This window comes from Rhodococcus sp. NPDC049939 (genome assembly GCF_040656415.1).
Lineage (GTDB): Bacteria > Actinomycetota > Actinomycetes > Mycobacteriales > Mycobacteriaceae > Rhodococcus_F.
In genome coordinates this window covers 20,998-33,973 of record NZ_JBFAMC010000001.1, presented here as the reverse complement: position 1 = coordinate 33,973, position 12,976 = coordinate 20,998, and the positions used below count along the sequence as shown (strand labels likewise).

Here is a 12,976-nt window from a genome sequence, read left to right as displayed (position 1 = left end):
CACCCGGTGGTATCGATCCAAGCGCGATACCACCGGGTTTCCCACATGGACACCACATTTCAACCCGCAAACTCGGCAATCCATCGCACCCCCCGGCTCCGAATGATTGGTATGAACACAGCTTGTCCCGGGCGTAGGGATGTCGCGGTGATCGGAAGCGGCGTCGCCGGATTGACCGCTGCCTACGTTCTCTCGCGCCACGACCGAGTCACCCTCTATGAGGCCGATACCCGACTCGGCGGCCACGCTCACACTCATCATCTGGCACTCGACTCGGGTGCCGAAGTAGACATCGATACGGGCTTCATCGTGCACAACGACCGCACCTACCCCACACTGCTTCGCCTGTTCGCGGAGCTCGACGTGGCCACTCAGGATTCGGACATGTCGATGTCGATTCGGTCCGACGTCGACCGACTCGAGTACGCGGGAGCGAAGGGTATTCGCGGCCTTTTCCCGACAGCAGCCAACCTGACCAGGCCGCGCTACTGGCGGATGCTCGCCGAGATCCTCCGGTTCCACCGCCGCGCCCGCAGTCTGCTCGACACTCCCACCTCCAGCAGCGATGCACACGAGTCATTGGAACACTTCCTCACCCGCAGCGGGTTCGACCAGTACTTCCTCGACCACTTCATGACACCGTTGGTCGCGGCGGTGTGGTCGTGTGATCCCGCCACGGCGTCGCGCCACCCGGCGCGGTACCTCTTCACGTTCCTCGATCACCACGGGATGCTCACCGTCTTCGGTTCGCCGACGTGGAAAACGGTGGTCGGCGGTTCGGCCCGATATGTCGAGAAGGTGGCGGCGCGCCTCGACGAGATACTTCTCGATACGTCCGTGTTGCGGTTGGACCCCACCGACGACGGCGTTTGCATTGTGGACAGCCACGGAGACGTCCGCTATTTCGATGCAGTGGTAGTGGCAGTACATCCGGGTCAAGCACTGACCATCCTCGGTGAACCGTCCGAACTCGAGATCGAGGTGCTCGGCGCCATGCCGTACACGGTTAATCGTGCTCAACTGCACACGGACGAATCGCTACTGCCCCGCGCAAGGAATGCTCGGGCGTCCTGGAACTACCTGACTCCCGCCAAGGCCTCGGACGCGTCCGGGGTGATCGTCACCTACGACATCACCCGCCTGATGCGCCTGGATTCCGTACAGGATCGGAGATTTCTCGTCACACTCGGCGGAGATCACCTCGTCGATCCGGCCAAGGTCATCGCCGAGATGACCTACGAGCACCCAATCTATTCCCCTGACTCCGTTGCCGCACAATCCAGGCTAGATGAACTATCCACCGACACAGTCGCTTACGCGGGGGCATACCACGGTTGGGGATTTCACGAGGACGGCGCGCTGTCGGGCCTGCGGGCAGCGGAGAGGATCGGCGGATCATGGGAACCCCGGACCGCTCGAGAGCAAGGCCGGGAGAAGGTGTCATGACGAGTCCGGCGATCTACTCGACGAGGATTCGTCATTCACGCCTCGAACCCGTCCGCAACAGCTTCGAGTACACGAGCTACAACTGGTTCGTCGATCTCGACGCTCTACCCCGACTGCCGCGATGGCTGCGACCTTTCGCTCGCTTCCGCGCCGAAGACCACCTCGAGCCCTGTTCCGATGGCACACCGGACACGCTACGGCGAAGGATCGACGCATTCCTCATCGCTCATGACGTCGACCTCCGAGGCGGCCGCGTGACGGCTCTGCTCAACGCACGAGTTCTCGGCTACGTGTTCAACCCGCTGAGCGTGTACTGGTGCCACGGCCTCGACGGCAACCTGCGCTGCGTGGTCGCCGAGGTGCACAACACATATGGTCAGCGGCACAGCTACCTGATCGAACCCGATGCCGACGCCCGGGCCGAAGTAGACAAGCAGTTCTACGTCTCGCCGTTCAACGACGTGAGCGGACGCTACGACATGCGGCTGCCAGAACCGAATGCCACGCTCGCGCTGAGTGTAGTTCTCAACCGCGGTGGGCACGCCCCGTTCACTGCTTCGGTACGTGGAACGCGTCAGACCCCCACGGTCCGGACGATTCTGAGGACTCAATTGCGCTTCCCTCTCGCACCCCTCGTCGTTTCGGCTCGAATCCGCATTCAGGGAATCACCCTGTGGGCCCGCGGACTCCCAGTCATGGATCGGTCCGGTCACCAAAAGGAGAAAGCCCAGTGAACACGAACAAGGACAGCGGCACGGACCGGAGGATCGACAATCGATCTCGGCCACGGCTGACCGAAGCACCGACAGGTCTGCGAGCCGCTGTGTCGGCGAAGGTCGCCGATCGGCTGTTCCGGCGTGCAGCGGCCGGCCTCGACGTTCGAATCGAATACCCCGACGGCACTTTGGTTGGCGCGAACAAGAGCCAGAAGATACTGCCCCGCATGATCATCCGGAATCCCGATGCGTTCGCCCGGCGGGTCGGGACAAGTGGGCTCATCGGGTTCGGCGAATCCTACATGGCCGGCGACTGGACGTCACCAGACCTCACCGCGGTGCTGACCGTGTTCGCTTCGCGGATCTCGGAACTCATTCCGCGTCCGCTACAACGACTGCGTGCACTCTATGTGGCCAAACATCCCGCACGGGAGCGCAATACCGAACAGAACACCCGTTCCAACATTTCCCACCACTACGATCTGTCAAACGAGATGTTCGAGACGTTCCTCGACGAGACACTGACGTACTCGTGTGCACTGTTCCCTTCAACCCCGACCGAGACGGAGAGAATGCACGAGGTGGCGGTCCTGAAGGCACCCGTCCCGCAGATCGCACCGAAGTGGGAGAATCTCGCAGATGCCCAGCGCAGCAAGATCGATCGGCTGCTCGACGAGATCGGCGTCGGCGTCGGCACCCGACTGTTGGATGTCGGGACCGGTTGGGGGGAGCTGTGCATCAGGGCGGCGCAGCGTGGCGCCGTGGTCCGCTCGGTGACTTTGTCCAGTGAGCAAATGTCACTGGCCCGTAGACGCGTCGCCGAAGCGGGACATTCGGATTCGGTGCAAATCGACCTGCTCGACTACCGCAAACTGGATGGCGAATACGACGCCATCGTATCGGTCGAGATGATCGAAGCTGTCGGACATCAGTACTTGTCCGCGTACTTCCGTGTACTCGACCGACTTCTAGCGCCTGGTGGAAAGGTTGCACTGCAAGCAATTACGATGCCTCACGATCGGATGCTTCAGACACGCGACACCTACACCTGGGTGCACAAGTACATCTTCCCAGGCGGATTCCTACCTTCGACCGAATTGATCGAGTCCACTACCGCGCAGCATACGACGCTGCGTGTGCGAGAACGATTGTGCATGGGCGAGCACTATGCGGAAACGCTGCGTCTGTGGAGGGAGCGATTCATCGCGAACAGTTCACGTGCTCGAGAGCTCGGGTTCGACGAGACATTCCGTCGAATGTGGCACTTCTACCTCTGCTACTCCGAGGCAGGGTTCAGATCCGGATACATCGACGTCCAGCAACTCGTTCTCGAGAGAACAGGAACAATGCGATGAACCCGAATGGATTCGATTGGTCGAACTTTGTCGCGATATCAGTGACGAGCCTTCTGTTGCTCGCCATCCTCCAAGCTGCGACGTTCCTGGTCGGGAGGAGAATCGGGCGCTACAACGTCGTCGACGTATCGTGGGGCCTCGGCTTCGTCTTGGTGGCACTCGTCGCAGCAGTGCTCGGCGAGGGTGACGGACTACGGCGGTGGCTGATGTTCGTGCTCATTGCGGTCTGGGGACTGCGGCTGACATGGCACATGTACGTAAAATCTGCGGGCAGGGGTGAGGACCCGCGCTACGTGGAGATGTTGAACAGATCCGGTGGTGATTCGACTGTCGTCGTGGTCAGGAAGATTTTCCTGACCCAGGGCCTCTCACAGTGGTTCGTGTCTCTGCCGGTCCAGCTGTCGGCAGTTCTCGGCGCCGCGTCAGGCCTGGGTACAGTGGTCGCGACGATCGGCGTCGCGGTGTGGGTCGTGGGTTTTGCGTTCGAATCCGTCGGCGACTTCCAACTGAGGCAGTTCAAAGCCGACCCGGCCAACAGCGGCAAGATCATGGATTCCGGCCTCTGGTCCTGGACTCGGCACCCGAACTACTTCGGCGATTGTTGTGTGTGGTGGGGACTCTGGCTGATCTCGGCGAGCGTCTGGCCCGGTCCCGTCACGATACTGTCGCCGGTGGCAATGACCTACTTCCTGGTATACGCAACCGGGGCTAGAGTCCTCGAGAGGGCGATGTCGCGGCGTCCCGGCTACCCCGAGTATCAGCGGCGAACCAGCTACTTCCTTCCTTTACCGCCGAAGAGGTGAATGGCATGCCGGATTCGCTCGTAGGTCATTTGGCACATTCGTCCCACCGACCACAGCCTGCTATTAGGCTTTGGAGGGATGAACGGACCGAATCGATGACCGACCTCGGCAGGGCCACGGAAAGCGTCGTCCTGTCGACCCTGCTCGCGCGCATCGGGGACGGTGAGCGTGACGCGTTCACCGATTTCTACGAACGCACCAGCGGACGGGTGTACGGCATGGTTGTGCGGGTCCTGCGCGACCCTGGGTACAGCGAGGAAACCACCCAAGAGGTGTATCTGCAGGTTTGGAAGTCCGCGGCGAAGTTCGATCCGAGCCTGGGATCGCCGCTGTCCTGGCTGATCACCCTGGCCCACCGCCGCGCTGTCGATCGTGTGCGGTCCGAGCAGTCCGGCTCCGCACGTGAAGCGGCCTACAGCGCCTCGAATTGGTACGGCTCTTTCGACGCGGTGTCAGAAGAGGTATTTCGTCGAGAGGACAACAGCGGCGTCGTCGACTGCCTCGGAACACTCACAGAAGTTCAGCTCAGGGCTGTAGTGCTCGCCTATTACGGCGGTCTGACCTACCGGGAGGTCTCGGAGCAGTTGTCCGTCGGACTTGCCACCGTGAAATCCCGAATACGAGACGGCTTGATCAGGCTCCAGCAATGTCTGGGGGTGCAGTTCGATGGATGACATCAAGGACGATGACACCAGGAACAATGACACCGACAACGGTGGCACCGACAACGGTGGCACCGACAACGGTGGCGCCAACAACGGTGGCGCCAACAACGGTGTCCTCGACCTCGCCCACGTGTATGCGCTCGATGCGGTCGACGAGGGCCAACGCAACGAGATCCGTGCGGCGGTCCGGAACGCCCCACCGCATGTTCGCCGTGAATTCGACGTCACCGTTCGCATCGTCCACGAGACGATGGCCGCCCAATCCGCGTCCACCGCGATCGCGCCGCCCGACCATCTGCTCGGGAACATCCTCGCCGCTCTCCCTCCCACTGAAACCAGCGGAGTGCCGACCCCCTTGTCGCTGGATCAGGCCAGATCCCGAAGGCGCAGGCGAATTGCCGTCGCAATCGGCGCGGCGGCGGCGGTCGTCGTGCTCGCAGTCGGCGGGGTAACCGTGGCCCAGCAATTCCGCAGCGAGTCCGGCGAACCCGTGCCCGCGCAGATATTGGCTGCCGACGATGTCCGCACATCGGTTACGCCGATCGCCGGTGGTGGTTCGGCCACCGTCGTGTTCTCCAAGGATGTGGACGCGGGCGTGCTGGTGATGAACGATGTCACACCACCGTCGCCGGGGACGGTGTACCAGATGTGGCTGCTCGGACCGTCCCACGATCCAGTTTCCGCCGGAGTAATGGATGCCTCCGCGGTCGCGCCGTCTACGACCGCAGTGATCAGCGGTATCGACCAGTCGAACGCCCTCGGTTTCAGTGTCGAACCGCCCGGTGGGTCCACCCAGCCCACGGATATCTTCGCGACCGTGAATCTCGGCTGATCTTCGTCGCCCAGACGTCAGCCGCTCGTATTGGCGGGTGGTGATCGGATGACGCCACCACGCTCACAGTCAGGGGGCGGAGACATCCAGTCGAAACGGTGGGGATGTCAGCTGACCACGCTGCCCGCCCCCGAGCCACTGCCGGTGAGCGAGCCGAAGTCGATACACAACGAGCCGAGGCACGTCTCGACGGCGATCACCGACACCGTGTTGTCGTCGTTGTTGGTGACGTAGACGAAGGCCCCGTCCGGGGTGATCGCCACATCCTCCGGGTCCGTCCCGACCGTGACGGTCTCGATCACCGTGTTGCTTCCGGTGTCGATCACATCCACCGTGCCGGCACCACTGTTGACGACGTAAGCGCGGAGTCCGTCCGGGGTGATCGCTACCGCCTCCGGGAAGTTCCCGACCGGGAAGGTGGTGACCACCATGTTGGTGGCGGTGTCGATCACATCCACCGAGTTGGCACCGAAGTTGGTGACGTAGACGAAGGCCCCGTCAGGGGTGATCGCCACACCCTGCGGGCCCGCCCCGACCGGGACGGTGGCAACCACCATGTTCGTGCCGGTGTCGATCACCGACACAGTGCTGGAAGGACCGTTGGTGACGTAGGCGAAGGCCCCGTCCGGGGTGACCGCCACCCCGGACGGACCGAACCCGACCGGGACGGTGGCAATCACCATGTTCGTGCCGGTGTCGATCACCGACACATTGCCGCCGCCACCGTTGGTGACGTAGGCGAAGGCCCCGTCCGGGGTGATCGCCACCGCGCGCGGGAAGTTCCCGACCGGGACGGTGGTGACCACCATGTTGGTGGCGGTGTCGATCACAGACACATTGTTGCTAGGGAAGGTGTTGGTGACGTAGGCGAAGGCCCCGTCCGGGGTCACCGCCACCCCCGACGGGTTGAACCCGACCGGGACGGTGGTGACCACCATGTTGGTGGCGGTGTCTATCACATCCACCGAATTGCCACCATTGTTGACGACGTAGACGAAGGCCCCATTCGGGGTGACCGCCACACCAATCGGGCGGGACCCGACCGGGACTGTGGCGATGACGGTGTCCGCCGCCGCGGCACCCGCCCCCACACCGGCCATACCCAGCACCATCAGGGCGACAGCCATCAACCCTAAAACCAGACGCCGCAGGCCTGCCCGAAACGTAGGATACCGGCGGAAACTACTGTGGTGAGTCACATTTCTCTCCTGCCTCAGCAGAACAAAACGGATCAACCTGGCAGTGGCACTGGCCCGCAATCAGTTTCCGATCACCAACCCATCGGAGGCTAACAACCAAATACTGATTTCGAGCCCACGACTCGCCGAATTCCGCACGGGGGCTTTCGGTGTTGGTGTCAGCTGACGTACTGCCGACCCCGCCCACCCCCGTGGATCACCGCCCCACTATCGGTGCAGGTAAAAGCCAGATACAGGCAGGGTCGAGCCGTCTCAGCCGAGGTGATGGACCTCCGGCAACCCGTAGATCGGGGTTGCGATGCCCTCATACCTAGCCTTCAACTGCAGAGCGAGATACAGCGAGTACTGCCGCGCCTGAGACAGACTTCCGCCCTGGAACCACAGTGCTTCCTGCCGGGTGGGCTTCCACATATTGCGTAACTCGCCCTCCCACGGACCCGGATCCTTGGCGGTGTCGGAACCGAGACCCCAACACTTGCCTACCTTGTCGGCCACTTCCTGACCCATCAGCTCCGCCACCCAGCCAGTCATCGGGCCGTAGCCGGTGGCGTAGACGACCAGGTCGGCAGGCAACTCGGTGCCGTCGGCGAGCACCACGGCGTCTTCGGTCAGCCGTTCCACCTGACCCGACGCGAGGCGGATGCTGCCGTCGGCGACCAGATCGGACGCACCGAAGTCGATGTGGTAACCGGAACCGCGGCGCAGGAACTTCATGGCGAGTCCCGACTCGTCGTCCCCGAAATCGAACTTGAATCCGGCTCTTTCGAGTCGATCGTAAAGATCCCTGTCCCGCTCGGCGACCTCCTGGTAGATCGGGATCTGGAACTCGGACAGGATCTTGAAGGGCAATGACGCAAGTGTGAGGTCGGCCTTCTCCGTTGTGATGCCCGCCGCGAGCGCACGCTCCGAATACAGGTCTCCGAACATGAGGTCCATCAACGTTTCCCACCTGACGACATGCGTGGACGAACGCTGGACCATCGTCACGTCGGCGCCGTTCTCATACAACGCCTGGCAGATGTCATGGGCCGAGTTGTTCGAGCCGATCACCACGACACGTTTGCCGACGTAGGCGTCGGGCCCGGGATGTTGGCTCGAATGATGCTGTTCGCCGCGGAACACGTCCCGGCCGGGGAAGTCCGGCACATGGGGCTTACCGTGCAATCCGGTCGCGAGCACGACATGCTTCGGGTGCAGCACCACGTCCTGACCGGCGTGGTCGAGGACGACGGTCCACTCCTTGGTGTCCTCGTCGAACTTCGCCGACGTACAAATGGTGGAGGCCCAGTACGGGATCTCCATCACCTTCGTGTACATCTCGAGCCAGTCAGCGATCTTGTCCTTCGGCGAGAACACCGGCCAATTGTCGGGAAACGGCAGGTACGGAAGGTGATCGAACCAGACCGGATCGTGCAGGCACAGCGACTTGTACCGGTTGCGCCACTGATCACCGGGCCGTCTGTGCTTGTCGACGACAAGCGCCGGAACCGTGAGCTGACGCAGTCGCGCACCCAGCGCGATACCGCTCTGGCCGCCGCCGACCACCAACACGTACGGCTGGCGGGTGTAGCCGAGTTCCCGCTTTTCGATCTCGTCGCGCTCTTCCGCCTCATGCACCGCACCGTTGACTCGTCTGTCGCCCCGCGGCTCTTCGTAGCCCTTCAATTCCTCCATCGTGGTCAGCAGGGTCCACGCCTCGTCACCCCTAAGCCGCAAGTACCCCTTGCCCCGGCCGATCGCCGTCTCGAACTCGATCCACGCGGACGTGACGCCATCAGCTTCCTCCGGCACCTCACTGGTGCGGAAATTCGACGGATCGGTGTCGTCGAGCCGCGCCCGAAGCATCGCGGTGACACCGTCGCGGCCCTCGACCGTGGCGATGTTCCAGGTGAACGCCACCAGGTCACGCCAGAAACTGTCGACAGCGAACATCCCTGCAACACGGGCGATGTCGCGGTCGGAGAGGGCGGACTCGAAACTCGCCAACCACAAATCGACGCGTTCCCCAGGTGTCAATGTCGTTTGGTCCGCCGGCGGAAGCACTGACTTCGTCATGTGCCGGTCCTTCCTTCCGTCTCAGCTGAGGTGATGGACCTCCGGCAACCCGTAAACGGGGGTTCCGATTCCCTCGTACCTGGCCTTCAACTGCAGGGCGAGATACAGGGAGTACTGCCGCGCCTGAGCCAGGTTTCCGCCTTGGAACCACAGTGCTTCCTGTTGGGTGGGCTTCCACATGTTGCGCAGCTCGCCCTCCCACGGACCCGGATCCTTGGCGGTGTCGGAGCCAAGACCCCAGCACTTGCCGACCTTGTCGGCCACGTCCTGACCCATCAGGTCGGCCGCCCAGCCGTTCATCGAGCCGTAGCCGGTGGCGTAGACGACCAGATCGGCCGGCAACTCGGTACCGTCTGCGAGCACCACAGCATCTTCGGTCAACCGCTCCACCTGCCCCGACGCGAGGTGGATGCTGCCGTCCGCGACCAGATCCGACGCACCGACGTCGATGTAGTAACCGGATCCGCGGCGCAGGAACTTCATGGAGAGCCCCGACTCGTCGTCCCCGAAATCGAGTTTGAATCCCACCTTTTCGAGCCGGTCGTACAGGTCCTTGTCCCGCTCGGCGACCTCCTGGTAGATCGGGATCTGGAACTCGTGCATGATCTTGTACGGCAGTGACGCGGATATGAAGTCCGCCTTCTCCGTCGTAATCCCCGCCGCGAGCGCACGCTCCGAATACAGGTCCCCGAGTCCGAGGTCCATCAGTGTTTCCGACTTGACGACATGCGTGGACGAACGCTGCACCATCGTCACATCGGCACCGTTGAGGTGTAATGCCTGACAGATGTCATGCGCCGAGTTGTTCGAGCCGATCACCACGACACGCTTGCCCGCGTAGGCGTCGGCCCCCGCGTGCTGACTCGAATGATGCTGCTCGCCGCGGAACACATCCCGCCCGGGGAAGTCCGGGACGTTGGGCTTGCCGGACACCCCGGTCGCGAGCACGACCTGCTTCGGGTGCAGCACCACGTCCTGCCCGAAGCGGTCGAGGACGACGGTCCACTCCTTGGTGTCCTCGTCGAACTTCGCCGACCTGCAGGTGGTCGATCCCCAGTACGGAATCTCCATCACCTTCGTGTACATCTCGAGCCAGTCGCCGATCTTGTCCTTCGGCGAAAACACCGGCCAGTTCTCGGGAAAGGGCACGTACGGGAGGTGGTCGTACCAGACCGGATCGTGCAGACACAGCGACTTGTAGCGTTTGCGCCACTGATCCCCGGGCCGTTCGTGCTTGTCGACGACCAGCGCCGGAACAGCGAGCTGACGCAGCCGCGAACCCAGCGCGATTCCGGATTGGCCGCCGCCGACCACCAGCACGTACGGCTGACGGGTGCAGCCGAGTTCCCGCTCCTCGATCGCGCGCCTTTCCGCCCACGTCTGCGTATCGCCACGCGGACCGTGCACCACACCATTGACGCGACGCGGCCCCCGACGCTCCTCGTGACCCTTCAATTCCTCCATCGTGGTCAGCAGGGTCCACGCCTCGTCACCCCGCAGCCGCAAGTGCCCCTTGCCCCGGCCGGTCGCCGTCTCGAACTCGATCCACGCGGACGTGACGCCATCGGCTTTCTCCGGCACCTCACTGGTGCGGAAATTCGACGGATCGGCGGCGTCGAGCTGCGCCCGCAGCATCGCCGTGACTCCGTCACGGCCCTCGACCGTCGTGATATTCCAGGTGAACGCCACCAGGTCACGCCAGAAGCTGTCGACAGCGAACATTGCCGCGACGCGGTCGAAATCGCGGTCGGCCAGGGCGGACTCGAAGCTCGCCAACCACAGATCGACGCGTTCCCGAGGCGTCGAGATCGTTGGGGCAGCAGGCGGCAGGACTGACTTCGTCATGTGTTGCTCCTCACATTCCGCAACCCAGAGTAGCGGCGCTCGTGGCGTCCGGAGATGTCACAGCAAGGCAGCAAAGCGCTCGTCCGACCGCGGTACAGACAGGGTCGAGCCGTATCAGCTGAGGTGATGGACCTCCGCCAACCCGTAGACCGGGGTCGCGATGCCCTCATACCTGGCCTTCAACTGCAGAGCGAGATACAGGGAGTACTGCCGCGCCTGCGACAGACCTCCTCCCTGGAACCACAGCCCTTCCTGCCGGGTGGGCTTCCACATATTGCGCAGCTCGCCCTCCCACGGACCCGGATCCTTGGCGGTATCGGAGCCGAGACCCCAACACCTTCCGACCTTGTCGGCCACGTCCTGACCCATCAGGTCGGCCACCGAACCGCTCATCGAACCGTAACCGGTGGCGTAGACGACCAGATCCGCCCGCAACTCGGTGCCGTCGGCGAGCACCACGGCATCTTCGGTCAGCCGCTCCACCTGTCCCGACGCGAGGCGGATGCTGCCGTCGGCGACCAGATCCGACGCACCGAAGTCGACGTAGAAACCAGATCCGCGGCGCAGGAACTTCATGGAGAGCCCCGACCCGTCGTCCCCGAAGTCCAGCTTGAATCCCACCTTTTCCAGCCGGTCGTAGAGGTCCTTGTCCCGCTCGGCAACCTTCTCGTAGATCGGGATCTGGAACTCGGACATGACCTTGTAGGGCACCGCCGCGGAAATGAGATCGGCCTTCTCCGTGGTCATACCCGCCGCGAGCGCATCCTCCGAATACAGTCCTGCTATAAGGTCCCTCAGCGTTTCCGACTTGACGACGTGTGTAGACGAACGCTGCACCATCGTCACTTCCGCGCCGTTCTCGTACAACGCCTGGCAGATGTCATGGCCCGAGCTGTTCGAGCCGATCACCACGACACGCTTGCCCGCGTATGCGTCGGGCCCCGGATGCTGACTGGAATGATGCTGCTCACCACGGAACACGTCCCGGCCGAGGAAGGCCGGAACATGGGACCTGCCGTGCACCCCGGTCGCGAGCACAACCTGCTTCGGGTGCAGCACCACGCACTGCCCGGCACGGTCGAGGACAACGGTCCACTCCTTCGTGTCCTCGTCGAATTTGGCCGACGCACAGGTGGTGGAGGCCCAGTAGGGAATCTCCATCACCCTCGTGTACATCTCGAGCCAGTCTCCGAGCTTGTCCTTCGGCGAGAACACCGGCCAATTGTCGGGAAACGGTAGATACGGGAGCTGGCTGAACCAGACCGGATCGTAAAGGCACAGCGACTTGTACCGGTTACGCCACTGATCACCCGGCCGTTCATGCCTGTCGACGACCAGCGCCGGAACGCCGAGCTGACGCAGTCGCGCGCCCAGCGTTATCCCACCCTGGGAACCGCCGATCACCAGCACATACGGCTGACGGGTGTAACCGAGCTCCCGCTCCTCGATCTCGCGCCTTTCCGCCCAGCTCCGGGTGTCCCCGCCGGAACCGTGCACCGCACCGTTGACGCGAGTCGGCCCCCGTCGCTCTTCGTGGCCCTTGAGCTCCTCCATCGTGGTCAGCAGCGTCCACGCCTGCTCACCCTCGAGCCGCAAGTGTCCCTTGCCTCGGCCGGTCGCCGTCTCGAACTCGATCAACGCCGATGTGACGCCATCGCGTTCCGGCACCTCTTCCTCGAGCACCTCGGTGGTGCGGAAATTCGACGGACCGGTGGCGTCGAGCTGCGCCCGAAGCATCGCCGCGACTCCGCCGCGGCCCTCGACCGTCGTGATATTCCAGGTGAACGCCACCAGGTCACGCCAGAAGCTGTCGACAGCGAACATCGCCGCGACGCGGTCGATATCGCGGTCGGAGAGTGCGGACTCGAAGCTCGCCAACCACAAATCGACGCGCTCCCGAGGCGTCGAGATCGTTGGGGCAGCAGGCGGCAGGACTGGCTTCGCCATGTATCGCTCCTCACACTCCGCAACCCAGAGTAACGACGCCTGTGGCGCGGCAGAGATGTCGCAGCAGAGGGCAGCGAAGCGCTCGTCCACCAGCGGTACAGGCAGGGTCGAGT

At 63.2% G+C, this 12,976-nt stretch carries 10 protein-coding genes; 6 read left to right on the top strand and 4 right to left on the bottom strand.

The annotated features are described in order from the left end of the window. Positions 1-111: 111 nt before the first annotated feature. The 6 genes from AB0I57_RS00125 to AB0I57_RS00100 all read left to right on the top strand — a co-directional run bounded on the left by AB0I57_RS00125 (position 112) and on the right by AB0I57_RS00100 (position 5,817). Positions 112-1,446 carry an FAD-dependent oxidoreductase gene (locus AB0I57_RS00125; protein ID WP_358328102.1) on the top strand — a complete coding sequence of 445 codons (1,335 nt, stop codon included), beginning with the start codon at positions 112-114 and terminating at the stop codon, positions 1,444-1,446. After that, positions 1,443-2,180 carry a DUF1365 family protein gene (locus tag AB0I57_RS00120; RefSeq protein WP_358328100.1) on the top strand — a complete coding sequence of 246 codons (738 nt, stop codon included), beginning with the start codon at positions 1,443-1,445 and terminating at the stop codon, positions 2,178-2,180. The genes AB0I57_RS00125 and AB0I57_RS00120 overlap by 4 nt, the downstream gene beginning before the upstream one ends. 56 nt (positions 2,181-2,236) lie before the next feature. Beyond that, the gene (locus AB0I57_RS00115; protein ID WP_358332973.1) at positions 2,237-3,517 is read left to right on the top strand and encodes a class I SAM-dependent methyltransferase; all 1,281 of its coding nucleotides are present in this window, start codon (positions 2,237-2,239) and stop codon (positions 3,515-3,517) included. Next, a complete protein-coding gene (locus tag AB0I57_RS00110; protein WP_358328097.1) occupies positions 3,514-4,320 on the top strand; it encodes a DUF1295 domain-containing protein in 807 nt (268 codons plus the stop codon). Before AB0I57_RS00115 ends, AB0I57_RS00110 begins: the two co-directional genes overlap by 4 nt. 95 nt (positions 4,321-4,415) lie before the next feature. Then, positions 4,416-4,994 carry a sigma-70 family RNA polymerase sigma factor gene (locus AB0I57_RS00105; protein WP_358328094.1) on the top strand — a complete coding sequence of 193 codons (579 nt, stop codon included), beginning with the start codon at positions 4,416-4,418 and terminating at the stop codon, positions 4,992-4,994. Beyond that, positions 4,987-5,817: an anti-sigma factor gene (locus AB0I57_RS00100; protein WP_358328091.1), complete on the top strand. Its 831-nt coding sequence runs from the start codon at positions 4,987-4,989 to the stop codon at positions 5,815-5,817. Before AB0I57_RS00105 ends, AB0I57_RS00100 begins: the two co-directional genes overlap by 8 nt. Positions 5,818-5,924: 107 nt before the next feature. Here AB0I57_RS00100 and AB0I57_RS00095 read toward each other — a convergent pair whose 3' ends face one another. From AB0I57_RS00095 to AB0I57_RS00080, 4 genes are all read right to left on the bottom strand, one after another. Continuing rightward, positions 5,925-7,016, bottom strand: a complete 1,092-nt coding sequence (locus AB0I57_RS00095) for a beta-propeller fold lactonase family protein (RefSeq protein ID WP_358328088.1) — start codon at positions 7,014-7,016, stop codon at positions 5,925-5,927. A gap of 252 nt (positions 7,017-7,268) precedes the next feature. Then, positions 7,269-9,071 carry an NAD(P)/FAD-dependent oxidoreductase gene (locus AB0I57_RS00090; RefSeq protein ID WP_358328085.1) on the bottom strand — a complete coding sequence of 601 codons (1,803 nt, stop codon included), beginning with the start codon at positions 9,069-9,071 and terminating at the stop codon, positions 7,269-7,271. A 21-nt stretch (positions 9,072-9,092) separates the two neighbouring features. Then, entirely contained in the window at positions 9,093-10,916 is a 1,824-nt protein-coding gene (locus tag AB0I57_RS00085) for an NAD(P)/FAD-dependent oxidoreductase (RefSeq protein WP_358328082.1), read from the bottom strand. A gap of 114 nt (positions 10,917-11,030) precedes the next feature. After that, positions 11,031-12,863, bottom strand: coding sequence for an NAD(P)-binding domain-containing protein (locus AB0I57_RS00080; protein ID WP_358328079.1), 1,833 nt, complete (start codon positions 12,861-12,863; stop codon positions 11,031-11,033). Between the last annotated feature and the right edge of the window lie 113 nt (positions 12,864-12,976).

Excerpts from the sequence above, each read along its gene's own strand:
- AB0I57_RS00125 (WP_358328102.1), top strand. The coding sequence starts at position 112 with ATGAACACAGCTTGTCCCGGGCGTAGGGATGTCGCGGTGATCGGAAGC.
- AB0I57_RS00120 (WP_358328100.1), top strand. The coding sequence starts at position 1,443 with ATGACGAGTCCGGCGATCTACTCGACGAGGATTCGTCATTCACGCCTC.
- AB0I57_RS00110 (WP_358328097.1), top strand. The coding sequence starts at position 3,514 with ATGAACCCGAATGGATTCGATTGGTCGAACTTTGTCGCGATATCAGTG.
- AB0I57_RS00105 (WP_358328094.1), top strand. The coding sequence starts at position 4,416 with ATGACCGACCTCGGCAGGGCCACGGAAAGCGTCGTCCTGTCGACCCTG.
- AB0I57_RS00100 (WP_358328091.1), top strand. The coding sequence starts at position 4,987 with ATGGATGACATCAAGGACGATGACACCAGGAACAATGACACCGACAAC.
- AB0I57_RS00090 (WP_358328085.1), bottom strand. The coding sequence starts at position 9,071 with ATGACGAAGTCAGTGCTTCCGCCGGCGGACCAAACGACATTGACACCT.
- AB0I57_RS00085 (WP_358328082.1), bottom strand. The coding sequence starts at position 10,916 with ATGACGAAGTCAGTCCTGCCGCCTGCTGCCCCAACGATCTCGACGCCT.
- AB0I57_RS00080 (WP_358328079.1), bottom strand. The coding sequence starts at position 12,863 with ATGGCGAAGCCAGTCCTGCCGCCTGCTGCCCCAACGATCTCGACGCCT.